Source organism: Pseudarthrobacter siccitolerans, from assembly GCF_001046895.1.
Classification (GTDB): domain Bacteria; phylum Actinomycetota; class Actinomycetes; order Actinomycetales; family Micrococcaceae; genus Arthrobacter; species Arthrobacter siccitolerans.
Map to the genome: position 1 here is coordinate 199,984 of NZ_CAQI01000053.1, position 23,285 is coordinate 223,268.

Sequence of the window (23,285 nt, forward strand, 5' to 3'; positions counted from 1 at the left end):
CTACTCAGGAGCGGGGTCGTGACGGACAGGTATGCCGGCCGCGAACGACCGGACCTGGGCGTCGTCCCAAAGGTGCGCGGGCACTGCCCCGCCCAGGAGCCGGCGGTGCAGCTTCGGGTCGTCGCCGAAGGGGACGTCGCTGCCGGCCATCACCATGTTTCCGTAGCGGCGGCCCTTGAGCATGGCCGGGTCCGCGATGATCACGGTGTGCTTGAAGGCAGCGGCAATGGTGGCAGCGTCCTCGCGGGCGTTCTTGAGATCGGGGGCGTCGCCGGAGTTCACCACGTAGAGCCCGCCCGGCGCCAGGACGCGCTTGACGTGCTGGTTGAACTCGGCCGTGGTGAGCGAGCGCGGGGTGAGGGCGCCGGCGAAAACGTCGCGGATGATGAAGTCCCGGGTTTCGGCGGTCAGGGTTTCGGTGACCTCGCGGGCCTCCCCCACCCGCAGGCGCAGCAGCGGGGCCTTGGGGAGATCGAACCAGTTGCGCACATGTTCGGCGAGCTTGCCGTCCAGTTCAACCACCACCTGCCGGGCCTCGGGATAGACGGCATGGAAGTAGCGGGCCAGCGAGCAGGCGCCGCCGCCCAGGTGCAGGCCGCGGAGTCTGGGCCTGGTCCCGGAAACGCCCGACGGCGGCCAGCGCGACTCGATCAGCGCCGACATCCACCGCATGTACTCGAAGTCCAGGAACAGGGGGTCCGCGAGGTCGATGTGCGAGCTCATCACACCGTTGATCTTCAGGAGCCAGCCGGTGGAGTTGTCCTGGTCGGCGATCAGTTCGCAGTCCCCGGTATCGATGTAATACACACCTTCAACCGGTCCGCTCTGACGGGAACCGGCCGGCACCTCCACAACCCCGGCCACCGAGCGCAGGCCGTTCCGGCCCCCTGACCTTCCGCGTTTTGCCATTACCCGTGCCACGCTTCAGTCATGCTTCAACCCTAGCTGCCGGGCACCGCCCCTTCGCCCTCGCGGATCCGCTTCACCACTGCGGAGGTGGACCGCTCCGCCACGTAGTCCAGGATGGCCACCCGGCCGCCGTATTCCTCCACGGCGGGCGTCTCCGCCAGCATTTCGGGCGTGTAGTCCCCGCCCTTCGCGTACACCTCGGGCCGGAGCTGCCGGATCAGCGGCGCCGCCGTGGGGGTGTCGAACACGGTCACGTAGTCCACGCAGCTCAGCGCAGCCACCACGGCGGCACGGTCCGCGGACGAGTTGATGGGCCGGCCGGCGCCTTTGAGTTTGCGCACGGAATCGTCGCTGTTGAGCGCCACCACCAGGACGTCGCCCAGCTGCTTGGCCTGGTTGAGGTAGCGGGTATGGCCGCTGTGCAGCACGTCGAAGCAGCCGTTGGTGAGCACAATGCGCTGGCCCTGGGAGCGGTGCAGCGCCAGCTGCCGCTCGAGTTCATCGGCGCCAAGGGCGGTGTCGGCGAAGGCCTTCAGGTACCGGCTGAGCTGGCCCGTACTGCAGACTGAGGTGCCCGGCTGGTGCACCACCACGTCCGCGGCCGACTGGGCAAGGTCCAGGCTCGCCGTCAGCGGCAGCCCTGCCGAGCGCGCCAGCGTCAGCGCCGCCACGAACGTGTCGCCGGCGCCGGAAGCCTGTTTCTCGGCTGCGGGACGGGCCCACGTACGGTGCGTGACGCCGTCGGGCCTTAGCAGCACGGTGCCGTCACGGTCCAAGGTGACCACTACGGCACCCGCGCCCGTCGCTTCCAGCAGCTGCCCTGCGTGCCGGCTGACAGTTTCCACCCTGTCCTGCCCGTCCGGAAGGCGGAGGTCCAGCATCCGTGCGGCCTCCTGGGCGTTGGGCGTCACCAGGTCGGGGCGGAGCGGGGCCCAGGGGCGGGGATCGTGGGAGTCGACCACCAGCAGCGGGCGGTCCCCGCGGCCAGCGGGGGCCTCGCCCAGCGCTTCGATCAGTCCGTTGCGGACGGGATCGGCAAGGACGCCGTTGCCATAGTCGCACACCAGCACCGCGTCCTGGCGTTCGACGGCGGCCCGGACCGAGGCGGCGAGTGATGCCAGCGCTTCGGCCGGGACGGTCTTGGCGGAGTCGTCCAGGCGGAGCATCACCTGGCCGCCGCTGCTGATCCGGATTTTGGTGGTGGTCACCATGTCCGGGTGGCTGTGCAGATGGGTCACGTCGATGCCCGCGGCCACGAGCTGGCTGCGCAGGTCCTCACCGGCGTCGTCAGTTCCGATGATGCCGGCCACGGAGACCCGCGCACCGAGGGCGGCCAGGTTCATCGCGGTGTTGGCTGCCCCGCCGGGAACTGATTCGCGGACCTGGATATCCACCACCGGAGCCGGGGCTTCCCGGCACAGCCGCTCGATGCTGCCGCTCCACCAGCCGTCCAGCATCAGGTCGCCGATCACCAGGATGGCCGCCTCCTCTGCGGCCAGCCTGCCCGGCAGCCATTCGGACAGGGCGCGCTGGCTGGACAGGTCCACCAGTGCGGGGTCCACCGGCACGTCGCCGGGAGAGCCGGGCAGGTCGTCGGGAAGAAGGCTCATGACTTGTCCTGTCCAGTGACGGCGGCTTCCGGGCCAAGGCCGTCAGCAGCGCCTGCGTTGTGCTTGGCAACTGCCGGCGGCGCCGCGATATGCACGACCTTCACCCGGCTGAACTCGTCCAAAAGCTCGGGGCCATAGCCGAAGCCGGCACCACTTTCGCCCCGGGGCTGGGCCGCGCCGCCCGGGGCGCCGCCGAACACTTCGTTGATCTTCACGGTACCCACCGGGAGGGCGGCCACCGCCTGCTGGATGTGCGCGATGTTGCCGCTCAGGACGCTGGCGGCCAGGCCGTACCTGCCGCTGCACGCGAGCCGCAGCCCGTCGTCGAACGATTCCACCACCTGCACCGGTGCCACGGGCCCGAAGGTTTCCTCCGTCATGATCTGCATGCTGCCGGTGCAGCCGAGCAGGACGGTTGCCGGGTAGAAGGAGCCCGGGCCGTCCGGAAGTGCACCGCCCTCCAGCGCCCGTGCGCCCTGGGCGAGCGCGTCGGCCACCTGGGCGTGGACTTCATCCCGCATCCTCAAATCCACCAGGGGTGCGACGGTCCCGTTGCTGTTCCGGCGGGCCGCTTCGGCTTCCAGGGCAGCGCAGAACTCGTCCGCGATGTCCTTATGGACGTAGATCCGCTCCACCGCCACGCAGATCTGGCCGCTGTTGCTGAAGGCACCGATGGCTGCCTGTTCAGCGGCCCACACGGGGTCAACGTCGCGGTCCACCAGCAGCGGATCGTTGCCGCCGTTCTCCCGGATGACGTGGGCTCCCGTGAGCGCCCCGGCCCTGGCGATCCGCCCGCCGGCCGCGCTTGAGCCGACGTGCGCGATCACGTCCACCCCGGACTGGGCCAGCAGCGCGCCCACGGCCGCGCCGCCGGACACCGTCTGGAACACGCCGGGAGGAAAGGCCGGAGCGAGGACTTCCCCCAACGCCTCACCCAGCCGCGGGCAGCGCTCGCTGGGCTTGTGCACCGCCGTGTTTCCGGTGGCCAGCGCGGCGCCGATCAGTCCGCATGCCACCGCCACCGGATCGTTCCACGGGGTCAGGAGGACAGCCACGCCGCGTGGTTCGGCCACGGTGTAATCGGCGGCGAGCCGGTTGCCGCGCAGGCTGTGGCCGCGGTGGACGGGACCCAGTTCCGCGTACTGCTCCAGGGTGGAAACGCCCGCGCCGATGCCGGCAATGGACTCCTCCACCGGCCGGCCCGTCTCGCTGAAGTTGAGTTCAGCCAGTTCCTGCGCGGCCGCCGCAAGCGCTTTCGCCGCTTTCCGGAGGGCGGCGCCCCGCTCCGCAGGCGCGGTGGAGGCCCAGTCCGCCGCAGCGCTCCGTGCCACCTCTACGGCATGGTTCACGGCGGCCGGTTCCGCTTCCGGCACGGTCCACAGGACGTCACCGGTCCTGGGGTTCCGGATGGTGATGATGCCGGTGCTGTCCGTTGTTTCCTGTTGTGCAGTGGAGTCGAGTGCAGTGGTGTCTGTGGCAATGCTGGGCATGATGTTCCTCCCGTCGGTTCCGGCGTGGATGGTTCAGCGTTTAGGGCCAGGAGCCCTCTTCCTCATGGCAGATCAGCATTTCGCGGACCTCGCAGCCGGTGGGCTGGGACAGCGCAAAAAGGATCGCCTGCGCCACGTTGGACGGGTCGTTGAGCCGTGAATCGTCCTGGGGCTTGTACTGCTCAGTGCGGTCGTCGAAGAAGCGCGTCTTCATGCCGCCGGGGATCATGGTGGTCACCCCGATTTCGCCGCCGGTCTCCGCTGCGAGCGCGTGGCTGAAACCCACCACACCGAACTTGGACGCGCAGTAGGCGGTGGCATCGGCCACCGCACGCTTGCCCAGCGTGGAGGCAACGGTCACGACACGGCCGTGTGAGGACTTGAGGTAGGGCAGTGCCGCCCGCACCACGGAGACGGTGCCCATCAGGTTGACCCCGATGACCTTCTCCCATTCCGTGGCCTCGACGTCGGCCAGCTTGCCGCAGCGGTCGATGCCCGCCGCGGTGACCACGGCTTCGAGGCCGCCGAGGGATTCGGCGGCCTCCTTGACGGCGGCCTCCACGGCCAGCCGGTCCGAAACATCCACTTCGAAGGCCTTCACGGAAGACACGTTGCTGATGTCGCGGTCCAGCACCACGGGGGTGCCTCCCGCTTTCAGGACGGCGTCGACGACGGCGGCCCCCAGTCCGGAGGCACCTCCGGTCACGAGCACGCGTCCGGGTGTTTTCAACTCTGCAGTCATGGTGTTCCTTTCGATCGGGAAAACAAACTTTTTATGGGCGGGCCAGGCCGCCCTGCCGGGCAGGTGGCGGTCAGCTCACCTTGGCGAGTGCATCGGCCAGGCCGGTGGTGGACCGGGCCGGGTGGTAGGGGACGGTGACGCAACGCCCGCCCCAGCTCTCCACCAGCGCAGCCTCGGGCAGGCTGGCGCCCTTGTAGTCGCCGCCTTTGACCCAGATGTCCGGGCGAAGGCGTTCCAGGGCAGCTTCGGGAGTGTCTTCGTCGAAGACCATCACCGCGTCCACGCATTCCATGGCGAGGAGCAGCTCGGCACGGTCGTGCTGACCGATGATGGGCCGCTCCGGGCCTTTGAGCCGGCGTACCGAATCGTCCGAGTTGAGGCACACGATCAGGCAGTCCCCCAGTTCCCGGGCAGCCGCGAGGGACCGCACGTGCCCGGCATGCAGCAGGTCGAAGCACCCGCCGGTGGCCACCACCTTGCCGCCGTTCTCCCGCACGGCGCGGGCCAGCAGCAGGGGGTCGCTGATGCGGGGCTGGACTGCCGCGGGCTCCTCTGCATCAGGGAGGGCGGACACCCCGCCGCCGGCCAGGAAGTCGGCAGCGTCGTGGACTGCGAGCACCGCGGCTTCGTCCAGACCGCGGCCGGCGAGGAGGTGCACGGCAAGGCTGGCCGCAAGCCGGTCCCCGGCCCCGCAGGGATCACCGGCCTCCACACGCGGGGCCGGAACGGCTTCCGGTGCACGGCCCCGCCGGCACAGGACAGCGCCCTGTTCGCCCTTGGTGACCAGGACAGCCTTGCTGCCCCATTCCTCCAGCAGGACAGCGCCTGCCTCGGCGGCCGGATCACCGCTGTGATCGGGATCGGGTGCAGCGGACAGCCGGGCAGCAGCAGTCTGCTGCCGGCTTTCCTTCCGGCCGCGCGCCTGCACGGCTTTCTGCGCCTCGGCCAGGTTCGGCGTCACGACGGCGACGCCGGGCACCGGATCCGGCCCGGCCGGGTGCGGGTCCCACACAATGGGCACCTCATCCGCCAGCCGGGCCAGGAGCTCCCGAAGCTGCGGGTTCGCGGCCAGGCCGCGGCCATAGTCGGCGACAATGATCACGCCGGCCTTCTCCACCGCGCGGAGCATGGCCGGGCTGACCTCCGGGACGGGCGTCTTTTCGCAGCCTTGGTCGAAGCGGACCACCGGATGCGATCCTGCCCGGACCCGGGTCTTGACCGGGGACGGATAACCGCTGGGACCTGACACGAGCCGCACCCCGGCAAGCTGTGCTTCAAGCTGCCGGCCGGCGTCGTCATCGCCCAGGACCGTCACCAGCGTGACAGGCCAGTTGTCCCCGGCCAGCATCCGGGCCACGAGGCCTGCTCCCCCGGCGCGGCGCTTGACGCCGGACACATCCACCACGGGCACGGGTGCGTCAGGGCTCAGCCGTGTGGCCTCACCGGAGAGGTCCACGTCCAGCATCACATCGCCTACCACCACAATCCTCATGCCGCACCGCCCCGCTTCTGCAGGCCCTGGTTCTGCACGCCGAGGTTCGTCAGGGCCGGCGCGTCAGCCGAGCCGCGCCGGGCCACTTCCAGGTCGAAGGCGCGGCAGACGGCGTGCACGGCAATGAGGTGCCCCTCCTGCGCGTTGGCGTTGAGCGCGTCAATCATGACCGCCTCGTCGCAGGCGTCGGACAAGGGATTGGGGCCACTCCCGGTGAGCGCCCAGGTGGTGATGTTCAGGCGCGAGGCAGCTTCGGCAGCACGCAGCAGGTTCCGGCTCTTGCCGCTGGTGGAGAGCAGCATCAGCACGTCCCCGGACCTGCCGTGGGCGCGCACCTGGCGGGCGAAGACGTCGTCGTAACCGTAATCGTTGGCGATGGCAGTCATAGCCGAAGACTCCGCGTGCAGCGAGATCGCCGAAAACGGCACCCGCTCGCCGTCGAACCTGCCCACCAGCTCCGCTGTAAGGTGCTGTGCCTCCGCGGCTGAACCGCCGTTTCCGGCGGCGAGGAGACGCTGGCCGCGGAGCAGGCGCTGGGCCAGCTCCACGCCCCAGGCAGCGAGCCGGCCGGACTGGCTCCGCAGCGAATCAAGGGCCGGCACCACATTGTCCAGGTGGGTCCGCACGGCCTCCGCGCTGTCCTGATCAACAAAAGCGGCACCGGGCAGCACCGCGGGCAGGGGGGCCGGCCGCGCCAGTACCGGCAGGTCGGCTTCACGAAGGGACCATTCAGCAGTCACAGTGCTGCTCCTTCCATCGGGACAACGCCGGCGGCGGCCCCGGCCACCGCCAGCTGATAGGCCTTTTCGGTCTCGGCGGCCACCCGGTCCCAGGAGTACCGGGTGCGGGCGCGCCGCTTGCCTGCAGTGCCCAGTTCCGTCCGCAGGGCGGGGTTTTCCAGCAGCAGGGCCAGGGCGGAAGCGATGGCCTCCGGGTCCCGCGGCGGCACGTGCAGCCCGGTCCCGTGGTCAACCACCGTGTCCCTGAGCCCGCCCACGGCGGCAGCAACTACGGGGACGCCGCAGGCCATGGCCTCGAGCGGGACGATGCCGAACGGCTCGTACCAGGGTGCGCACACCACGGCATCGGCGCTGCGGAAGATGCCGGGCATCTCACCGCGTGACACCTGGCCCTGCAGGTTCACCTGGTCCGCAACCCCCAGTTCCTCGGCCAGCTTCAGCAGGCGGCGGACCTCCGGGTCGGCGTGGAGCACGTCCGATTCCGCGCCGCCGCCCACAATCAGCAGCTCGACGTCCTCGAAGCCCGCGTCCTGCAGGTACGGCAGGGCCCGGATCACCAGATCCACCCCCTTGCGCGGCACCAGGCGGCCCACCGAGAGGATGCGGTGCTTGCGCTGCCTGTCGGGCACCGGCCCGTCTGCGGAAAAGAAGCCCAGGTCCACGCCGCACGGGGCGATGGAAATCTTTCCTGTGTTGATGCCCATGGCCTTGAGCTCAAAAACTTCGTCGGAGCAGGTGGCGACAATCCGGTCCACGGAACGCCCCACTCCGGGCTCAAGCCACCGGCGTTCGGCCGGGCTGGTGTCCTCCGCGCCCTGGTGCCGCCGCTTGACCGTGCCCAGGGCGTGGAAGGTCTGGATGACGGGCACCCGGTAGCCCTGCGCCGGGCGCCGGGCGGCGTCCAGGGCCGCCAGGCCGGACATCCAGAAATGCCCGTGCACCACATCGGGAGGACGCTGGCTCCAGTCCCTCGCCACGCCGTCGGCAAGCTCGCCCATGTACGGCAACAGTTCATCCTTGGGGACGTGCCGGGCGGGACCGGCGTCCACGTGGACCACTTCGAACCGGCGCCCCACACGGACCCGCTCCGGAAGCTCCGTTGCGTCCCGGCGGGTGTAAACAGTAACGTGGTGGCCCCGCTTGGCAAGGGCTTCGGACAGTGCGGCAACATGCACGTTCTGACCGCCGGCATCCACTCCGCCCAGCGCCGCCAGCGGACTGGCGTGCTCGGAAATCATGGAGATCTTCATGGCGTCTTCCTCTCTCGCGCCGGAACAAGGATCTTCTCTTCCAGGCGTCCGTTGTCGGAGTGCCGGAGCCGGCCGCCCAGGTCCGCGAGGAGCTCGTCCCAGCGGTCCTGGAACCTGCCCAGGCTGTAGCGTTCCAGTGCCGCCTCACGGGCGGCAACGCCCCGCCGTCGGGCTTCATCCGGATTGGCGACCAGCCGCTGCGCGCAGCGGAGCAGCTCATCGATATCGGCGGACACGATGCCGGCCTCCGGCGGCACCGCCCGCGGCGCTTCGGTGGTGGCCAGGGCAACCACCGGCATTCCCAGGTGCATGGCTTCCAGCAGGGACAATCCCAGGGAAGTCCAGCGCATCGGGTGTACATAGACGCGGCAGCGGGCCAGTTCCCGGTGCAGCTCACCGGTCCGGAGGTCGCCCCGCACCGTGAGCCGCGACGCGTCGATCCCCGCGGCGGCGGCCAGGCCATCGGTCTTCATGCCGAAGACGTGCAGCGGGGCAACCGAAGCAAATGCGGGCAACAGGTCCGTTCCGGTGACCCGGCCGCGGCGGATGGGTTCATTCACCACCACGCCCAGCTCCGGCAGCTCCCCCGTGTAAAGCTGCCCCGGGTCCGGGATCCCGTGTTCGATCACCAGGCTGCGGGCGGATCCGTTGTCCCAGGCCAGCCTGTTGAAGTGCGTGACGTGCACCAGGGGGATGGTCCGCTGGTCCGCGAGCGGGTGCCGGGTAAACGGGAAATCACCCTTGGGAGTGTTGTGCTCCACGTACACCGCCGGCAGGTCCGCACCGGGCGTCCGGCCCAGCAGGCGGGCAACTTCGTCGATTTCCTCCGGGCGCTGCAGCACGACGGCGTCAACAGCGTCCGCGTCCAGCGCCGCAAGATCCACCTCCCGCACTGATGCCGGCCAGTCCCTGCCGGCACGGCCCAGCCCCCAGGCGCCACCTCCCGGCAGGACCGGAAGGAGGTACTCATGACGGCCGCGGACAAACGCGTCCGTCCAGGAACCGTGGACATGCCAGAGCAGGATTCTCATCTGTTGCGGGCCTTTCTACGGGTGCTGACGTGGGTGCTGAAAGAGCTCACTCCGCCGATCAGCCGTTCCACGGCCGCCACCACTTCCTCGGGTGATACGGAGTCAAGGCAGGGGTGGCCGGGGACGGGACAGACGCGGGCCCGGGACATGCGGCAGGGGGCGTTCTGATCGCCGAGCAGTTCCAGTGAGACCCCATACGGCGCCCAGCGGATGGCCGGGACCACCGGCGAAAAAAGGCAGGCCACGGGAGTGCCCACAGCTGCGGCGAGATGCGCGGGGCCGGTGTTTCCGGTGACGACGGCCTCAGCCCCGGCCATCACTCCCGCGAGGGTGTGGAGGTCCGTTTGTCCGCCGAGGTCCAATGCCGAGGGTCCGGCAACGGTGGCGGTCAGTGAAGTCTCGCCGGGGCCTCCGGTCACCACCACGCGGCGCCCCGCGCCCTGCAGGAGCTCGACGGCGGCGGCATGGTGCAGCGGCGGCCACGCCCTGGCAGGGACCGCGGCACCGGGGTGCACCACCACATACGGGTCATCGCCCACGAGGTCGCGGACGTCGGGTACGGACGTGAGGCGGAGTTTGCCGTCGTCCCCGGCCGGGAGCCGGAAACCGGCCGCCTCCGCGATGCCCAGCGCGCGTTCGGCTTCGGGCTGGTCTTCGGGGAAGTCTTCGCCGGGCTTGAGCCGCACATCCAGGAGGGAGCCGGCGTAATCGGTGGACGCACCGGTGATCCGTTCCACCCCTGCCAGCCGGAGCAGCAGGGCCAGCGGAAGGGGCGACTGGTGGAAGGAGGTGAGGATGACGGCTTCGGTGATCCTGGAGTTCCGGACATACTCGATGAGCCTGTCCGCGTGCGGGCCGGTCATCCGGGGGGCCGGGTTCATGATCCACGGGCTGTCCCAGGTGTACACCTCTGCTGCGCCGGGCAGCATTCCCGCCGCCGCTTCGCCCTGCCGTCCGCAGAGCATCACCACCTGGTTTGGCCGGCTGCCGTCAGGGAACCGCCCGTTGGCCACGGCCCGCACTGCGGGTCCGGCCAGGAGGACGTCGCCCATGCTGTCCAGGCGTGCCACCAGGACGCGGCCCATCAGGGCTGCCCCACCAGCAGCGAGACGGCCTCGGCCAGGTTGCGGGCCACCAGCCCGGCCTCGGCCACTTCTTCAGCCCGGGTGACCGGCGTTGGAACCAGGATGCCGGTGGCTCCGGCGGCTTCGGCTGCGCGCACGTCGGCGCCGATATCGCCGATCAAGGCTGCTTCCGATTCCCGGATGCCGAGCTTGCGGCAGGCGCTGTGCACCATTCCCGGAGCGGGCTTGCGGCAGGAGCAGCGGTCCTGCTCGGAATGCGGGCATACCTCCCACACGTCGAAGGGCCCCAGCAATTCCTCAACCCGGGCGTTGACGCCGGCCACGTCGGCAGCGGTGATCAGGCCGCGGGCGATGCCGGACTGGTTGCTGATGACTCCGGTGGCTATCCCGTCTGCCCGGAGGGCGTCAAGGACTTCCTTGGCACCCGGCATTGGGGCGACCCGTTCGGGGTCCCCGTTGTAGGGCACATCGACCACCAGGGTCCCGTCCCGGTCGAACAGGACAGCGCGGAACTTCGAGGTTGCGGAGCTTCCCATACCCACTCCGTTCCCCACTGCTGCTGCTCCTAAACACGGGTTGCTGCTTTTCTCACCTTTCGACTGGTAACGGGAGAGCGGTTTGAACAGGCAAGATAGGGCTGCGCTGGCTTTCCGGCCGGTGCCGGCGCGGCCGCCGGAACGCCGCCGAAGCTACCGGCGCCCGGTCCCGGAAGCGGCCCGGGACGTGCTCCGGCGGGAGGTGACTTTGCCGGAAACCGCGCTCGAACCTACCGGCGCGGCCGTGCCCCGCAGCGACCGGCTGGCACCGGCGGCCCCAGCTGCACGGTCCGGTTCCGTCCGGACGCTGTCCACGTGCCCGTTGTTCAAGAGGCGCCGCTGGAGTTCCACGAGCACCCGGGCCAGCCGGCGCGAAACCTGCATCTGGGACATTCCCAGCCGCTTGCCCAACTGGACCTGGGTTTCCTCGCAGAAATAGCGCCGGTACAGCAGTTCACGGTCCGCGGCGTCCAGGTCCTGCATTGCCTCACGCAGGCAGGCAAGGTCCTCGAGCCGCTCCAGGGGCGTTTCCGGACAGGCGAGCAGGTCGCCGATGGACGGTGCGTCGCTGTGCGGGTTGGCTGCGTCCAGGGAGTCCGGGTGCATGCTGCTCGATGCCGAGATGGCCTCCTGCACCTCCGCGGCGTCGGTTCCCAGCTCGGTTGCCAACTCGGCCACGCTCGGGTTCCTGCCCAGCGCCTGCACCAGCTCCGGCTCCACCCGGAACATCCTGGTGCGGAGGTCCTGGATATGCCGGGGCGGCCGGACCACCCACGTCCGGTCACGCAGGTACCGCTTCAGTTCACCGGCAATGGTGGGCGCGGCGTAGGCCGGGAAGCTTTCCCCCTTGGACTGGTCGAAGCCGCGGGCGGCCTTGACCAGTCCAAGGTAGGCCACCTGGTTCAGGTCGGCACGTTCCCGGCCCCGGGCCTCGAAACGGGCAGCGAGGGCTTCGGCGAGGTCCAGATAAGCCAGGACCAGGTCGTTTTCGAAGGTCTCCCGCAGCCGCCCTTGTTTACTGGCGGCCCGGTTTTCCCGCGGAGGTTCTGGGCATGGCTCCGGGACGGGCGTAATATCCACGGCAAGCGCGGCGAAGGATTCGGGCATTGTCGTTGGTTCCCTCGGTCTGGTTCCGAAAGCCTGCGGCAAGACTTAGCAGTAGGAAATCATAAGGTTGCTTATAAAACAATCCTTCGCGGCATTAGGCTCGGCATGTAAGACGAAACCGCACACCCCTGCCAAGGAGTTCCTGCCATGCGTATCGCCATTACCGGAGCCAGCGGAAACGCCGGGACAGCCCTGCTGCGCAACCTGCAGCGCCAGCTCGCCAGGAAGCCGGGCAGCCTGCAACTGACAGGGATCAGCCGGCGCCTTCCGGACACTTCACGGGCCCCCTACGCCGGGGTGGCGTGGCATACGCTCGATGTGGGCCTGGAAAGCCACCGCCCACGGCTGGAATCCGCACTGGCGGGTGTTGATTGCGTGGTGCACCTGGCGTGGCAGATCCAGCCGAACAGGGACCTGGACCAGCTGTACCGGACCAACGTCACAGGCACAGCGAACGTGGTGGAAGCAGCCCGGAAGGCAGGGGTGAAGCAGGTGGTCTGCGCATCATCGGTTGGCGCCTACAGCAAGGCCCCCAAGGACCGCCGGTCCGATGAGTCCTGGCCGGCCACGGGAATAGCGGGCTCACACTACAGCCGCCACAAGGCCGCCCAGGAAGAAGTTCTCGACAAATTTGCGGCGGCCGAGCCGGGCATCGCAGTGGCAAGGCTCAGGCCCGGACTGATCTTCCAGCGTGATGCCGGCAGTGAGATCGGCAGGTACTTCCTGGGGCCGGTCATCCCCCGGTTCCTGCCGAAAAGGCCATGGATTCCCCTGCTGCCTGCGCCGGACAACCTCATCTTCCAGGCCGTCCACGCCGACGACGTGGCCGAGGCCTACTGGCGCGTCATCGACCAGCGGGCCTCTGGCGCTTTTAATATCGCAGCCGAGCCGGTGCTATCGCCGCAGGAACTTGCGCGGATAGTCCGGGCGCGCAGAATCTTTCCCCTCCCCATGGGCATGCTCCACAAACTGGTGGGGTTGGCGTGGCGGCTCCGCCTTCTGCCGACAGACTCAGGATGGGTCGAAATGGCGGCGGGCGTACCCGTTATGGACACCGACCGTGCGCGCAGGATCCTGGGATGGGAAGCGGAACACTCATCAGTGGAGGCAGTCCTGGATGTGCTGGAGGGCATGGGAGCGGGGGAAGGAGTAGCCCCTTCCCCCGTCCTGAAACCCAGAGGCATTCCACTGAAAAACCAGGCGCCGCCCCTTCGGCGGAGGTAATGCCGCCCGGGCTACTGCCTAGATACCGGAATGCGGATTATCACGATCCACGTGGGAACCGCCCTGGCCGGGATTGGCACCATCGCCGCGGCGATCATCGCGGGCGGCGTCCCGGGCACCCGCTCCGCGGGCTGCCTCAGCAGCGTCGCGTGCCGCATTAGCATGGCCGGTATTCCGGCCGTCGCCGTCGCGGTCCGCCTTAACATCGGGGTCGAGTTCGTCAGCCTTCCGCGCCCTTTCACTCACGTCATCACGGAGCGACTTCGCCTCGGTTGCCTCCTGGTCCGCGTGCTGGCGCAGCCGCGCCGCCTCAACCTGGGCCTGCTCGGCGTCTGCCCGGGCGCGTGCCGCCTTGGCCTCACGCTCGCGGGCATCGAGTTCCCGGTTTTCAGCCTCCCGGCGAATTTCGGCGGCCTGCTCGCGATGTGCGTCGTCCCGCTTTTGCTGGATCGCCTTGCGGCGCCGTCCCGTTGCCAGGAGCAGCAGCACAATCAACACCACCACAACAACGGCCACTATGACCCAAACCCATGGAGCTGTTTCCACGCTATCCACCACTTTCACCTTGTATTGTCCGGGCGGGCGAAGATCCCTTCCGGCTGACAATTTTTGGAACCGTTACGAACTCGCTTAGCAAGGGTACTTACCTTTTATTAGTAATCATGCTTATTATTTTACGGCCAGTATCGCTGGTTCTTGATCAACAACCGGCCTTCTTGGAAAGAGAGAGCGAAGATGACAGAGAACCAATGGCCCGAGGACCCCGCTTACACGGCTCCGCCGGCCTCCACAGGAATTCCGGGCGAGCGAAGCACCCCATTCCCGTCCACCGCTACTCCCCCATATGGCGAGGTACCCGCTGGTAACACCTCCGGGACGTCCCGCAAGGAAGCAGCGAAGGAAGAAGCCGCAGATGTGGCACGGACTGCGGCAGGCTCCGCGCAAAACGTGGCCCAGACGGCAAAGGAAGAAGCCGCCAACGTCGCCGCCGAGGCGAAGTACAGCGCCCAGGATCTGCTGGCACAGGCAAAGTCAGGATTGACCAGCCAGGCCGGCACGCAGCAGCAGAAGGCCGCCGAAGGCCTCCGCACCATGTCCAGCCAGCTGCACAGCATGGCAAGCGCTCCCGATCAGCAGGGCATGGCCAGTGACCTCATCCGGCAGGCCGCCCAGCGCAGTGAGTCCGTGGCTTCCTGGCTGGAGAACAGGCAGCCGGGCGACTTGCTCGGCGAAGTACAGAGGTTCGCCCGGAACCGCCCCGGCACCTTCCTCCTGCTCGCAGCAGGCGCGGGCGTCCTGGCGGGCCGCCTCACCCGCGGCCTCACCGCCGGCGCAACCGAAAGCCAGACCGGCACCGGCAGCAGGGGGCTCTCAGGCCAGTATTCCAGCCCGTACGGTGATCAGTACGGCAGCACGTACGGCGACCAGTACAGCGAAGGCTACGCTCCCGCCGGCGGAACAGTCCCGCCGCCTCCGGTCCAGATGCCTGGCCCGGCCACCACGACGGCTGGCTATGACACGGCTCCCGGCACCGCCTACCCGACGGCTGCGTCCACTGCCGGTCCCTTGGGCAGCCCCGACCTGGTGGAAGAAGAACCTTGGTCCGGCAACCGGACGGCTGAGGATCCCCTGGGCAACCGGAGCCTTGCCGATGACCCCATGGCCGGCGACCCCCTTACCCGGGACCGCTCCAGGGACGGCCAGTCTGGCGGCCTGTGATGAGTAGCCAGATTCCGGAGATGCCGCCGAGTGAGGCGCACGCGAAAGCGGACAACGCGTCGCTGGGTGAGCTCCTGGGCGAGGTGACCCGGGACTTGTCCACCCTGATGCGCCAGGAAGTGGAACTTGCCAAGGCCGAACTGAAACAGTCCGCCACCAAGGCCGGCAAAGGCGGCGGAATGCTCGCCGGCGCCGGCGTGGCCGGACACTTCGTCCTGGTATTCCTGTCCCTGGCCCTGATGTTCGCCCTGGGCGCGCTGATGCCGCTGGGCTGGGCCGCCGTGATCGTCGCCGTGATCTGGGCCATCATCGCCGCGGTCCTGGCCTCGATCGGCCGCAAGAACCTCAAGCAGATCCAGGGCATGCCCCAGACGGGCGAAACACTCTCTGAAATTCCCCCAACCCTAAAACCAGGTGAGGTAAACCGATGAGCGATAACCCGGACGCAATCCGTTCAGACATAGAAGCCACCCGCGCCCGCCTGGGCACCAACGTCGACGCGGTCGCGGACAAAGTCACCCCGTCCAACATCGTCCACCGCCAGACCGACAAGGTCAAAGACGCCGTCACCGGCGTGAAGGAGCGAATCATGGGAGCAGCCGACTCAGCAACATCCTCGGTCCAGGACAGGGCCCACTCGGGCGCAGGGCACACCACCGACGCCCTGCACAGCACCGGAGAGACCCTGCACGGGGCCAAGGACAACGTCAGCGCCAAACTCTCCGACGCGGGCACCGCGATCTCGCACGCACCGAACCAGATCAAAACCCAGACCCAGGGCAACCCCCTGGCCGCGGGGCTGATCGCGTTCGGCGCCGGGATGCTCATCTCGTCCCTGATCCCGGCCAGCCAGAAGGAACGCGAAGCGGCCCAGCAGCTCAAGACGGCCGCCGAACCCCTGGCCACCCAGGTCACCGACGCCGCCAAGGACATGGTCCAGGACCTCAAGGAACCAGCCCAGGAAGCGATGGAAAACGTCAAAGCCACCGCCACCGAAGCAGCCCAGAACGTCAAAGCCGAAGGCCAACACGCCGCCACCGACGTCAAAGACCGCGCCACCGACGCCAAAGACCACGTCCAGAACACGTAAGCACCGACGCGGCACCCAAGGCATGAGCATCATCCTGACAGGCCGGCCCCGCCATCCCGCGGAGCCGGCCTCTCAGCTTTTGCACCCTTAGCGAGAGGACAACCCCATGGCCACTCAGGATTCATCCGAAACCAGCACTGCCAAGGCAGGGCAGGCACCGGATCCCAACGACCCACGGAAGCCGGACAGCCCCCCGGACCTGGACAAGCCGAACTGGAAATACATCCTCAAGAAAACCCTGCGGGAGTTCACCAAGGATGATTGCCCGGACCTTGCTGCAGCCCTGACCTACTACGGGGTTTTGTCCCTGTTCCCGGCCATTCTGGCGCTGGTTTCACTGATCGGGCTTTTCGGAGACCCGCAGAAGACGACAGACGCCCTGCTCCAGATAGTGCAGGGATTTGTCCCCGCCGAGACAGTGGACACCGTCGGGGGCGTTGTCTCGGATCTCGCCAACGCGCCGGCAGCAGGCTTCACGCTAGTGATCGGCCTCGCCACAGCTCTCTGGTCCGCCTCCGGCTACGTCGGTGCCTTCGGCCGGGCCATGAACCGCGTGTACGAGGTGGACGAAGGCCGCCCGTTCGTCAAGCTGCGCGGCACCATGCTGGCAGTCACTCTCCTGGCGATCGTCATCGTCGCTGTCCTGGCCGGCATGCTGGTGCTGAGCGGCCCCGTGGCGGAGGCAGTGGGCGGGCTGATCGGCCTTAGCGGTGTCTTCCTCGCCATCTGGAACATCGCCAAATGGCCCGTGATGGTGGTGCTCATCATCGTGATCATTGCCGTGCTTTACTACGCCACACCCAACGTCAAGCAGCCCAAGTTCAAGTGGATGAGCATGGGATCAGGAATTGCCTTGTTCGTCTTCCTGCTCGCGTCCGTTGGCTTTGGTTTCTACGTGGGCAACTTCGGAAACTACAACAAGACCTACGGCGCCCTGGGCGGTGTGATCGTTATGCTGCTGTGGCTGTGGATCCTTAACATGTCCTTGCTCTTCGGTGCGGAGTTTGACGCCGAGATGGAGCGTGGCCGCCAGCTTCAGGCAGGCATCGAGGCGGAAGAGACCATCCAGCTGCCGCCGCGGGACACCAAGAAAAGCGAGAAGCTGCAGAAGCAGGAGGAAGAGGACATCCGGCACGGGCGCGAACTTCGCGAAAAGTACAGTGCAGCAAACGGCGGGGACGACGGTTCCGGTGAGAACGCGGACCGGGGCCAGCGTTCCGGCCAGTCCGCTGAGCGGCACCGCGACCGCGTCCGGGACAAGCTCCGCGAACGCAGTACCGGCAAAGAGTAGTTAGCAGCGCGAACCCGGGGGCGGCGGAAGGGCGGGCACGGCGCGCCGTCTCCGGGGGCTAGGCAGGACCTGAAAGATGGGGGAAAATTGTTGCAAAGGTTCTGTTGAAACTTCCCGGGTCAACAAGGTGGTCCGGGACAAGGCGGGGCCGGCGGTGAGATGGCCTCTTCTGAGACCGAGGCCAGTCCCCCCAGTCGCCGTCGGCCCCCTCGATCTCCGGAACTAACAGCTCGACTGGACAAAGTGAACCGCCCTGCCATAGTTTCATGTTTACTCTGCTCGGCATCCCAGAAGCCGCGCAGGGCCGCTGAAGCAGATACGGCGGCATCACGGTCGACCCTGAATGAGCGAACATGCCCGCCACCCATTTTGAACAATTTATCGCTGAAGCAGTCGTCGCAGACCGGGAGCCCGGACTGGGCCTTCGCCGCGACGAGCTCTATGGCCTCTACACCAGCTGGTGCCTGCTCCAGAAAGAGCAGCTTCAGGCCCCGGAAGCCTTGTGGGATGCACTCCACGCCCACGGGATCAATCCGGACAGCAACAACCTGTCCATGACGGGCCCCGCCGCCGCGGACTACATCGTAGCCAGCGCCCCGGACCTGGTCTGAGTTCTTATCCTGGGTTCCTTGCCAAGCCTGTTGAAGCTGACTTTGGCTGGCTAGCATAAGAGCATGGCCGGCGCATTACCGTCCGCCGGCCACCAGCCGAAGGGAGAATCACCATGGGTTTGGATGACAAGATCGACAATGCCGCGGAGAAGATGGGCGGCAAGGCCAAAGAGGCTACAGGCGCTGCTACGGATGACGAAGGCCTGCGCGCCGAAGGCAAAATGGACCAGTCCAAGGCCGACCTGAAACAGGCTGGCGAAAAGATCAAGGACGCCTTCAAGAAGGATTAGGTTCCAGGGACCATGCCGGTAAAACGAACAGGCTCGTACGAATAAGGGGCTGCTGCGGAATTCCGCAGCAGCCCCTTATTCATTCTTCCGGCCCGGCTTCGCACCAGCTTCAGCGAAATACCGGCTAGGCAGGCTCGGTGACAGCCGCCGTGGCCGCCATGGTTTCAGCATTGACCATCCAGGCCAGCTGTTCCAGGCGTTCGATGGCAGCGTGCAAAAGGTCGGCGCTGGTGGGATCTTCCTCGTCCACCTCATCATGGACGTCCCGCATGGTTTGGACGGTCCGTTCCAGCCGCCCGGTGATCATCTTGACAGTGTCCTTCGTGGTGACCAGCCCTTGCGGAAACTCCTCCAGCCGGCTGCCGGATGAGACGGTGCTGCTGCGGCCGTCCGGAAGTGCGTGCAGGGCCCGCATCCGCTCAGCCGCCTGGTCCGCGAAGAGCCGGGCAGCGGCGATAATCTCGTCCAACTGCAGGTGCAGGTCACGGAAATTGGTCCCCACCAGGTTCCAGTGGGCCTGCTTACCCTGAAGATGCAACTCGATGAGGTCCGTTAGCACCATTTGCAGGTTGCTGGCAAGGGTGGGCGACGCTTTCATCATTTTCCTCCACTGCGGCTGATATCCGGCTGCGGATCAACCGGATGCTTACTGTAAGCATACTTACCAGTTTGGTTGAGGCCGTGCCAATACCGCCGGGCAGCGAGCTACTTTATCCGGGCCAACGCGAATCCATCCCAGCCTTTGGAGCCCACCGTCTGGATGACGGTGGCGTCGAGCCGGGGATGGCTGCCCAGCAGCTTCAGCGCCTCAACGATTCCCGGTGCGTTGACAGGGTCCATGTCCGGGTCAAGGACTGCGCCTTCCCAAATGGTGTTGTCCAGGACCACCGTGGCCCCGGGCCGGCCCAGGCGCACCGCCCACTCCAGGTAGCGGCTGTTGTTCTCTTTGTCGGCGTCGATGAAGATGAAGTCGAAGGGCTCCCGGTCCTCCTCTGCCAAGGCGGCGAGTGTGTCCAGGGCAGGCCCGAGCCGGATCTCCACCTTCTGTCCCAGCCCAGCGAAGTCGATGTTTGCCCACGCTACTTCCGCGTGCTTGGGGAGGAACTCACACGTCACCAGCGTGCCGTCGTCGGGCAGGCCCTGCCCCATCCAGATGGTGCTGAACCCCGCCAGCGTGCCGATTTCCAGGATCCGGCGTGCCCCGGACAACTGCACCAGGAGCTTCAGCAGCTTGCCGGCGTTCGGCGCCACCTCTATGGCCGGCATGCCGGCCTCAGCCGCGGATTGCACCGCACGGACCAGGGCCGGATCCGGATGAACCACCACGTCGGACAGGAACTCTTCAGTGGCGGCCCACTCCGGCCGCGGCTTGTGCTCAAACATGGGCACAGTCTGGCACGCGGCTTCCCGCGGGTCCAGACAATTAACCCGTCAGGAAATCAGCGCCGGCCGCTGCAGTGGCCGGTCATGAACCTTCGCCGGCCAGAGCTTCTTCGAGCCGCTCCACCTTGGCCGTTAACTCGCCGGAATAGCCGGGCCTGATGTCCGCCTTGATCACCAGCGAGACCCGGCTGCCGTAGCGGCCCACCGCCTCGGTTGCCCGCTTTACGACGTCGAAAACTTCGTCCCATTCACCTTCGATAGTGGTGAACATGGAATCCGTTGTGTTGGGGAGCCCTGACTCCCTGACGATTTTCACGGCGGCCGCGACGGCGTCGTGAACGGACGCGTCCGCGGGCCGGGAACCTTCAGCCGGGGTACCGGAGGGGGCAACAGAAAAGGCAAGCAGCATAGGGCCAGTGTGCCATGGCAGGGCTGCGGGCGCAGGCCGAACGTACCGTTGGGGCCGTCACAAAACCCCCTACCCCTCAGTAACGGTGAACGGCAGGACCTGCGTTGCTAATCTTTTGGCATGAGCCTCGCAGTCGCCCGCAAACCCCTCCGCGCCGACGCAGCGCGGAACGTGGACAAGATCATCACGGCGGCGCGCCAATGCTTCCGCGAGTTCGGCCCGGAAGTTCCCCTCCAGACCATCGCAGCGACGGCCGGCGTGGGGCCCGCCACCTTGTTCCGGAACTTTTCGGACAAGGAGGAACTGGTCCTGGCAGCCCTTAACCGGCAGCTCCGGCTCACCGTTGACCCGGTGGTGGACGGCGCCCTGGCCGATATCGACGCCACCGCCGGACTGCTGCGGGTCATGGAAGCCCTCATGGCTGCCGCCAGCGACGACGCCAACCTCCTTGGGGCTGTTGCCGGCCGCCGGGAACTGCTCACCGGCATTACGGGTTCACTGATGGAATCGATCAGTGTGCTGCTGGTGCGGGGGCAGGGCCAGGGAAGCCTGCGCGAGGATATTTCCATGACGGACATGTTCCGGCTGCTGGCGATGCTTATCGGGGTTGTGGACACCATGGAACCCGGATCTGATGCGTGGCGCAGGCCCCTTGCGCTGGTGGAGGATGCCATCAGGACAGTCAGGCCCAGCCGACCGCTTCCCGTCCATATACCGGTCCCTGCGGCTCCGCTGACGCCGGTTCCCTGACAGACTTTACCGGTGGTTTAGACGCCGGAAGCGGGCCCGGGCTACCCTGGCGGCCGCGGGGATCTCTCCCTCGCACGGGCTGCGGTTTCCCCCATTGTCGGCGTTCAGCGGGTGCAATACACTTCAAGTGGGTTACGCAGCCAGCCTCTCTGTTCTTTCAGATGGAGCCATCCATGCCCCAGTTCCTGCACCTCCGGCCGGCGGCCGAGCCGTGATGAACACTTCCCGGCTTCTGCACTACATCAACGATCCGCGCGGCCCGGAAGAAGTTCTGCCCACCCTGGCGGCCGAGGAACTGGCAAAACTGCTGGATGCCCTTTTCCAGAACCTGGATACCCCCGAGCCCGAGTACGGCGCACAGGCCTGGTACGAGATGGCAGTGGAAGAAAGCTTGCGCCGTTCCAGTCCGGTGGGCTCAAACGCAAGCGAAAGCGCTGCGCACGGAGTAGCGTGACCTGGGAGTTGCCGCCCAGGTCAGCCTGACTCACCTTCCTGCTCACCGGGCGGAGTGGCCGGCGCACAGTCAGCCGGTCCAGGTGCCGCCCGCCGGTCCCCTCGCCCGGATCTCCTCGCGAACCAGGGCCTGCAGTGCCAGGACCTGGGAGGCGGGGTCGAGGTCCATCGTCCTTTTCAGGCTTTCTGACAGCGCCTCGAGATCTTCAGCGGGGACGTCGGACAAGCCGGCAAAACGCCTGAAGAAACGTTTGGCCGGAAGGCCTGCGCGGCGTCGCGCATTTTTGCGGAAGACGGGCCGCCCGGGTCTTTCCCCGGCCGCGTGCAGTTGATTTTCCATCGTCGCCATTCATACGAAACGTTCGCGGCCAACTGCATAGCCGCTTTCATAGTACAACTCCCCTGGCTCCGCGCCAGTGACCGGTGTCACGCCACCAGCAGTTCTTCAATTCCAGCCGAGCATCCTCAGCACGGCAGCAGTTCCCGCACCCAGCACCACCACCAGCAGGAACGGCGCCCGCAACGCCAGCGCGATGGCTGCAGCCGCGAGCGCACCAAGGCGTGCATCCGCCGCCAGCGACTGACCGGAAGCCACAGTGTTCACAACAGTGAGCGATGCCAGCAGGCCAATGGTCATGGTTCCTGCGACCCGTGACATGCGGGGGTCTTCAAGGAGCTTGGCTGGGACAAGATATCCCACCAGCTTCCAGGCGTAGGCCAACGCACATGCAATGAGCAGCCAGATCCAGAGGCTCACGTATCCGCCCCCGAGACCCCGTTGCCGTGCCGCCGCCCGTCACCGTGGCGTTCCGGGCCCCGGCGATCCGGTCCATGGTGGTCCGCGCCGTGGTGGTCCGCGCCGTGGTGGTGCTCCCGGTACGGATCAACGTCAGGCTCCAGGCCCTCGTCGCTGCGGCCGTGGCTGTACCAGCCGATCACCGCCGCCACGACGGCCGCCACCAGGATTGGCACGCCGGCGGGAACGAACGGCACCGCCACGACCGTGGCAACAGCGCAGACCGCCGCGATGGCCACCGGTTCGCGGCCCTTGAGCCTGGGCCAGAGCAATGCCAGGAAAGCGGCCACGGCCGCCCCGTCCAGTCCCCACTGTTTCGGGTCGCCCAGCCCGCTGCCGGCAAGCGCCCCCACCGCCGTGAACAGGTTCCACAGCACGTAGATGCCGATTCCAGCCGCCCAAAAGCCGCGGCGCTGCTCAGCGGGATCGGTCTGGCCGGTGCTGGTGGCGGTGGATTCGTCGATGGTCACCTGCGCGGCGACGTACCTGCGCCAGCCGGTGGGGTGCAGCAACGCGTTCAGCTGCATCCCATAGATCCCGTTGCGCATGCCCAGCAGCGTGGCAGCGCTCATGGCTGCGATGCCCGAGCCGCCCCCGCCCACAACGCCGATGAACGCGAACTGTGAGCCGCCGCTGAACAGCAGGAGGCTCAGCGCCATGGTTTGCCAGAAGTCCAGTCCCGACGTCACGGACAAAGCGCCGAACGACACTCCGTATAAGCCCGTGGCGACACTGATGGACAGACCCACCCGAACCGCAGGGGACTGCAGGAGCTTCACGCCCAGGCTCCCGGCGCGTGCCCGCTAAGCTTCGGAGCAGGCTTTCGAAGGCTCCACGCCCACAGGATGAGGGGCGCCTGCAGCGGCAGGCGCAGCGTATGCACCTTGCGTTGGGCCGGAGTTCCTTCCGGGCCGTAAGCCCGCCGGATGGCGTCGACGTGTCCGGCCACAAAGACGGCGAACATGGCGGTGAGGGCAGTGGCGGTCGCCCTGCGGGCCGGCGGGACCAGGATGCCGGCGGCAGCGGCGAGTTCCAGCAGTCCGCTCACGGCAATCCATTCCTCCCGGGTCATCACGGCGAACGGCCGACGGCGGTCCGGTTCCGAACCGCTGTCCCTGCCCTCCAGGCAGAGGTAGTCAGGCACCACATGGCGGTAGAACCGGGGGTCGCGGAAGTGTTTCATGGCGCTGGCCAGCAGGAGGGCGCTCATGGTTGCGGCGGAAAGGCCCTGGAGGGCCCGGCCGGACCGGGGAAAAGGCATGCCTCCACTCAATCAC

The 23,285-nt window shown here is 67.4% G+C and carries 28 protein-coding genes; 9 read left to right on the top strand and 19 right to left on the bottom strand.

Annotation, left to right across the window (positions count from 1 at the left end; genetic code table 11):
- The 11 genes from ARTSIC4J27_RS18015 to ARTSIC4J27_RS18065 form a co-directional block, all read right to left on the bottom strand.
- On the bottom strand, nucleotides 1-909 hold the full coding sequence (locus ARTSIC4J27_RS18015; RefSeq protein ID WP_050056567.1) for a spermidine synthase: 909 nt from the start codon (nucleotides 907-909) through the stop codon (nucleotides 1-3).
- A gap of 32 nt (nucleotides 910-941) precedes the next feature.
- On the bottom strand, nucleotides 942-2,519 hold the full coding sequence (gene rfaE2, locus ARTSIC4J27_RS18020; RefSeq protein ID WP_083435526.1) for a D-glycero-beta-D-manno-heptose 1-phosphate adenylyltransferase: 1,578 nt from the start codon (nucleotides 2,517-2,519) through the stop codon (nucleotides 942-944).
- Nucleotides 2,516-4,009 carry an aldehyde dehydrogenase family protein gene (locus ARTSIC4J27_RS18025; RefSeq protein WP_050056568.1) on the bottom strand — a complete coding sequence of 498 codons (1,494 nt, stop codon included), beginning with the start codon at nucleotides 4,007-4,009 and terminating at the stop codon, nucleotides 2,516-2,518. Before ARTSIC4J27_RS18025 ends, rfaE2 begins: the two co-directional genes overlap by 4 nt.
- A gap of 40 nt (nucleotides 4,010-4,049) precedes the next feature.
- Nucleotides 4,050-4,751 (bottom strand): SDR family oxidoreductase, encoded by a 702-nt coding sequence (locus ARTSIC4J27_RS18030; RefSeq protein ID WP_050056569.1) that lies wholly within the window; start codon nucleotides 4,749-4,751, stop codon nucleotides 4,050-4,052.
- A gap of 70 nt (nucleotides 4,752-4,821) precedes the next feature.
- The gene (locus ARTSIC4J27_RS18035) at nucleotides 4,822-6,243 is read right to left on the bottom strand and encodes a PfkB family carbohydrate kinase (protein ID WP_050056570.1); all 1,422 of its coding nucleotides are present in this window, start codon (nucleotides 6,241-6,243) and stop codon (nucleotides 4,822-4,824) included.
- Nucleotides 6,240-6,983, bottom strand: a complete 744-nt coding sequence (locus ARTSIC4J27_RS18040) for a D-sedoheptulose-7-phosphate isomerase (protein ID WP_235436748.1) — start codon at nucleotides 6,981-6,983, stop codon at nucleotides 6,240-6,242. Before ARTSIC4J27_RS18040 ends, ARTSIC4J27_RS18035 begins: the two co-directional genes overlap by 4 nt.
- Nucleotides 6,980-8,233, bottom strand: coding sequence for a glycosyltransferase (locus ARTSIC4J27_RS18045; RefSeq protein ID WP_050056571.1), 1,254 nt, complete (start codon nucleotides 8,231-8,233; stop codon nucleotides 6,980-6,982). Before ARTSIC4J27_RS18045 ends, ARTSIC4J27_RS18040 begins: the two co-directional genes overlap by 4 nt.
- Nucleotides 8,230-9,264, bottom strand: a complete 1,035-nt coding sequence (locus tag ARTSIC4J27_RS18050; protein ID WP_050056572.1) for a glycosyltransferase — start codon at nucleotides 9,262-9,264, stop codon at nucleotides 8,230-8,232. The genes ARTSIC4J27_RS18045 and ARTSIC4J27_RS18050 overlap by 4 nt, the downstream gene beginning before the upstream one ends.
- A complete protein-coding gene (locus tag ARTSIC4J27_RS18055; RefSeq protein ID WP_050056573.1) occupies nucleotides 9,261-10,349 on the bottom strand; it encodes a glycosyltransferase family 9 protein in 1,089 nt (362 codons plus the stop codon). The genes ARTSIC4J27_RS18050 and ARTSIC4J27_RS18055 overlap by 4 nt, the downstream gene beginning before the upstream one ends.
- Complete coding sequence (locus ARTSIC4J27_RS18060; RefSeq protein WP_050056574.1) at nucleotides 10,349-10,885, bottom strand: D-glycero-alpha-D-manno-heptose-1,7-bisphosphate 7-phosphatase; 537 nt, start codon at nucleotides 10,883-10,885, stop codon at nucleotides 10,349-10,351. Before ARTSIC4J27_RS18060 ends, ARTSIC4J27_RS18055 begins: the two co-directional genes overlap by 1 nt.
- 153 nt (nucleotides 10,886-11,038) lie before the next feature.
- Nucleotides 11,039-11,992, bottom strand: a complete 954-nt coding sequence (locus tag ARTSIC4J27_RS18065) for a sigma-70 family RNA polymerase sigma factor (protein ID WP_050056575.1) — start codon at nucleotides 11,990-11,992, stop codon at nucleotides 11,039-11,041.
- Between the two features lie 147 nt (nucleotides 11,993-12,139).
- Here ARTSIC4J27_RS18065 and ARTSIC4J27_RS18070 point away from each other — a divergent pair, with 147 nt between their 5' ends.
- Nucleotides 12,140-13,216 carry an NAD-dependent epimerase/dehydratase family protein gene (locus ARTSIC4J27_RS18070; RefSeq protein WP_050056576.1) on the top strand — a complete coding sequence of 359 codons (1,077 nt, stop codon included), beginning with the start codon at nucleotides 12,140-12,142 and terminating at the stop codon, nucleotides 13,214-13,216.
- Nucleotides 13,217-13,234: 18 nt separating this feature from the next.
- Here ARTSIC4J27_RS18070 and ARTSIC4J27_RS18075 read toward each other — a convergent pair whose 3' ends face one another.
- A complete protein-coding gene (locus ARTSIC4J27_RS18075; protein ID WP_235436749.1) occupies nucleotides 13,235-13,762 on the bottom strand; it encodes a hypothetical protein in 528 nt (175 codons plus the stop codon).
- A gap of 189 nt (nucleotides 13,763-13,951) precedes the next feature.
- Here ARTSIC4J27_RS18075 and ARTSIC4J27_RS18080 point away from each other — a divergent pair, with 189 nt between their 5' ends.
- From ARTSIC4J27_RS18080 to ARTSIC4J27_RS18105, 6 genes are all read left to right on the top strand, one after another.
- Nucleotides 13,952-14,935 carry a hypothetical protein gene (locus ARTSIC4J27_RS18080; protein WP_050056578.1) on the top strand — a complete coding sequence of 328 codons (984 nt, stop codon included), beginning with the start codon at nucleotides 13,952-13,954 and terminating at the stop codon, nucleotides 14,933-14,935.
- A complete protein-coding gene (locus tag ARTSIC4J27_RS18085) occupies nucleotides 14,935-15,366 on the top strand; it encodes a phage holin family protein (protein WP_050056579.1) in 432 nt (143 codons plus the stop codon). Before ARTSIC4J27_RS18080 ends, ARTSIC4J27_RS18085 begins: the two co-directional genes overlap by 1 nt.
- Nucleotides 15,363-16,025, top strand: coding sequence for a DUF3618 domain-containing protein (locus ARTSIC4J27_RS18090; RefSeq protein WP_050056580.1), 663 nt, complete (start codon nucleotides 15,363-15,365; stop codon nucleotides 16,023-16,025). The genes ARTSIC4J27_RS18085 and ARTSIC4J27_RS18090 overlap by 4 nt, the downstream gene beginning before the upstream one ends.
- Before the next feature lie 106 nt (nucleotides 16,026-16,131).
- Nucleotides 16,132-17,316, top strand: coding sequence for a YihY/virulence factor BrkB family protein (locus ARTSIC4J27_RS18095; RefSeq protein ID WP_050056581.1), 1,185 nt, complete (start codon nucleotides 16,132-16,134; stop codon nucleotides 17,314-17,316).
- A gap of 353 nt (nucleotides 17,317-17,669) precedes the next feature.
- Nucleotides 17,670-17,927, top strand: coding sequence for a hypothetical protein (locus tag ARTSIC4J27_RS18100; protein ID WP_050056582.1), 258 nt, complete (start codon nucleotides 17,670-17,672; stop codon nucleotides 17,925-17,927).
- Between the two features lie 113 nt (nucleotides 17,928-18,040).
- Entirely contained in the window at nucleotides 18,041-18,217 is a 177-nt protein-coding gene (locus tag ARTSIC4J27_RS18105) for a CsbD family protein (RefSeq protein ID WP_050056583.1), read from the top strand.
- Between the two features lie 124 nt (nucleotides 18,218-18,341).
- Here the strand turns inward: ARTSIC4J27_RS18105 and ARTSIC4J27_RS18110 are convergent, their stop codons facing one another.
- The 3 genes from ARTSIC4J27_RS18110 to ARTSIC4J27_RS18120 form a co-directional block, all read right to left on the bottom strand.
- Nucleotides 18,342-18,815: a Dps family protein gene (locus ARTSIC4J27_RS18110; RefSeq protein WP_050056584.1), complete on the bottom strand. Its 474-nt coding sequence runs from the start codon at nucleotides 18,813-18,815 to the stop codon at nucleotides 18,342-18,344.
- 107 nt (nucleotides 18,816-18,922) lie between these two features.
- Complete coding sequence (locus tag ARTSIC4J27_RS18115) at nucleotides 18,923-19,600, bottom strand: O-methyltransferase (protein WP_050056585.1); 678 nt, start codon at nucleotides 19,598-19,600, stop codon at nucleotides 18,923-18,925.
- Between the two features lie 82 nt (nucleotides 19,601-19,682).
- Nucleotides 19,683-20,009, bottom strand: coding sequence for a thiamine-binding protein (locus ARTSIC4J27_RS18120; protein WP_050056586.1), 327 nt, complete (start codon nucleotides 20,007-20,009; stop codon nucleotides 19,683-19,685).
- Nucleotides 20,010-20,129: 120 nt separating this feature from the next.
- Between ARTSIC4J27_RS18120 and ARTSIC4J27_RS18125 the strand changes: the two genes are divergently transcribed.
- Nucleotides 20,130-20,759, top strand: coding sequence for a TetR/AcrR family transcriptional regulator (locus tag ARTSIC4J27_RS18125; protein ID WP_050056587.1), 630 nt, complete (start codon nucleotides 20,130-20,132; stop codon nucleotides 20,757-20,759).
- A 214-nt stretch (nucleotides 20,760-20,973) separates the two neighbouring features.
- Nucleotides 20,974-21,213 carry a hypothetical protein gene (locus ARTSIC4J27_RS18130; protein ID WP_050056588.1) on the top strand — a complete coding sequence of 80 codons (240 nt, stop codon included), beginning with the start codon at nucleotides 20,974-20,976 and terminating at the stop codon, nucleotides 21,211-21,213.
- Between the two features lie 69 nt (nucleotides 21,214-21,282).
- On the opposite strand, the gene ARTSIC4J27_RS18135 is transcribed toward ARTSIC4J27_RS18130, so the two are convergent.
- The 4 genes from ARTSIC4J27_RS18135 to ARTSIC4J27_RS18150 form a co-directional block, all read right to left on the bottom strand.
- Nucleotides 21,283-21,561 carry a hypothetical protein gene (locus ARTSIC4J27_RS18135; protein ID WP_235436750.1) on the bottom strand — a complete coding sequence of 93 codons (279 nt, stop codon included), beginning with the start codon at nucleotides 21,559-21,561 and terminating at the stop codon, nucleotides 21,283-21,285.
- 96 nt (nucleotides 21,562-21,657) lie between these two features.
- Nucleotides 21,658-21,969 (bottom strand): AzlD domain-containing protein, encoded by a 312-nt coding sequence (locus tag ARTSIC4J27_RS18140; RefSeq protein ID WP_050056590.1) that lies wholly within the window; start codon nucleotides 21,967-21,969, stop codon nucleotides 21,658-21,660.
- Entirely contained in the window at nucleotides 21,966-22,787 is an 822-nt protein-coding gene (locus ARTSIC4J27_RS18145) for an AzlC family ABC transporter permease (protein ID WP_083435527.1), read from the bottom strand. Before ARTSIC4J27_RS18145 ends, ARTSIC4J27_RS18140 begins: the two co-directional genes overlap by 4 nt.
- Nucleotides 22,784-23,269, bottom strand: coding sequence for a DoxX family protein (locus tag ARTSIC4J27_RS18150; RefSeq protein WP_050056591.1), 486 nt, complete (start codon nucleotides 23,267-23,269; stop codon nucleotides 22,784-22,786). The genes ARTSIC4J27_RS18145 and ARTSIC4J27_RS18150 overlap by 4 nt, the downstream gene beginning before the upstream one ends.
- Nucleotides 23,270-23,285: the final 16 nt, after the last annotated feature.

Coding starts and splice junctions, on each gene's coding strand:
- rfaE2 (WP_083435526.1), bottom strand. CDS start 2,519: ATGAGCCTTCTTCCCGACGACCTGCCCGGCTCTCCCGGCGACGTGCCG.
- ARTSIC4J27_RS18050 (WP_050056572.1), bottom strand. CDS start 9,264: ATGAGAATCCTGCTCTGGCATGTCCACGGTTCCTGGACGGACGCGTTT.
- ARTSIC4J27_RS18095 (WP_050056581.1), top strand. CDS start 16,132: ATGGCCACTCAGGATTCATCCGAAACCAGCACTGCCAAGGCAGGGCAG.
- ARTSIC4J27_RS18070 (WP_050056576.1), top strand. CDS start 12,140: ATGCGTATCGCCATTACCGGAGCCAGCGGAAACGCCGGGACAGCCCTG.
- ARTSIC4J27_RS18115 (WP_050056585.1), bottom strand. CDS start 19,600: ATGTTTGAGCACAAGCCGCGGCCGGAGTGGGCCGCCACTGAAGAGTTC.
- ARTSIC4J27_RS18030 (WP_050056569.1), bottom strand. CDS start 4,751: ATGACTGCAGAGTTGAAAACACCCGGACGCGTGCTCGTGACCGGAGGT.
- ARTSIC4J27_RS18015 (WP_050056567.1), bottom strand. CDS start 909: ATGGCAAAACGCGGAAGGTCAGGGGGCCGGAACGGCCTGCGCTCGGTG.
- ARTSIC4J27_RS18105 (WP_050056583.1), top strand. CDS start 18,041: ATGGGTTTGGATGACAAGATCGACAATGCCGCGGAGAAGATGGGCGGC.
- ARTSIC4J27_RS18135 (WP_235436750.1), bottom strand. CDS start 21,561: ATGGCGACGATGGAAAATCAACTGCACGCGGCCGGGGAAAGACCCGGG.
- ARTSIC4J27_RS18150 (WP_050056591.1), bottom strand. CDS start 23,269: ATGCCTTTTCCCCGGTCCGGCCGGGCCCTCCAGGGCCTTTCCGCCGCA.
- ARTSIC4J27_RS18090 (WP_050056580.1), top strand. CDS start 15,363: ATGAGCGATAACCCGGACGCAATCCGTTCAGACATAGAAGCCACCCGC.
- ARTSIC4J27_RS18120 (WP_050056586.1), bottom strand. CDS start 20,009: ATGCTGCTTGCCTTTTCTGTTGCCCCCTCCGGTACCCCGGCTGAAGGT.
- ARTSIC4J27_RS18110 (WP_050056584.1), bottom strand. CDS start 18,815: ATGAAAGCGTCGCCCACCCTTGCCAGCAACCTGCAAATGGTGCTAACG.
- ARTSIC4J27_RS18045 (WP_050056571.1), bottom strand. CDS start 8,233: ATGAAGATCTCCATGATTTCCGAGCACGCCAGTCCGCTGGCGGCGCTG.
- ARTSIC4J27_RS18125 (WP_050056587.1), top strand. CDS start 20,130: ATGAGCCTCGCAGTCGCCCGCAAACCCCTCCGCGCCGACGCAGCGCGG.
- ARTSIC4J27_RS18060 (WP_050056574.1), bottom strand. CDS start 10,885: ATGGGAAGCTCCGCAACCTCGAAGTTCCGCGCTGTCCTGTTCGACCGG.
- ARTSIC4J27_RS18035 (WP_050056570.1), bottom strand. CDS start 6,243: ATGAGGATTGTGGTGGTAGGCGATGTGATGCTGGACGTGGACCTCTCC.
- ARTSIC4J27_RS18085 (WP_050056579.1), top strand. CDS start 14,935: ATGAGTAGCCAGATTCCGGAGATGCCGCCGAGTGAGGCGCACGCGAAA.
- ARTSIC4J27_RS18055 (WP_050056573.1), bottom strand. CDS start 10,349: ATGGGCCGCGTCCTGGTGGCACGCCTGGACAGCATGGGCGACGTCCTC.
- ARTSIC4J27_RS18130 (WP_050056588.1), top strand. CDS start 20,974: ATGAACACTTCCCGGCTTCTGCACTACATCAACGATCCGCGCGGCCCG.
- ARTSIC4J27_RS18065 (WP_050056575.1), bottom strand. CDS start 11,992: ATGCCCGAATCCTTCGCCGCGCTTGCCGTGGATATTACGCCCGTCCCG.
- ARTSIC4J27_RS18025 (WP_050056568.1), bottom strand. CDS start 4,009: ATGCCCAGCATTGCCACAGACACCACTGCACTCGACTCCACTGCACAA.
- ARTSIC4J27_RS18080 (WP_050056578.1), top strand. CDS start 13,952: ATGACAGAGAACCAATGGCCCGAGGACCCCGCTTACACGGCTCCGCCG.
- ARTSIC4J27_RS18100 (WP_050056582.1), top strand. CDS start 17,670: ATGCCCGCCACCCATTTTGAACAATTTATCGCTGAAGCAGTCGTCGCA.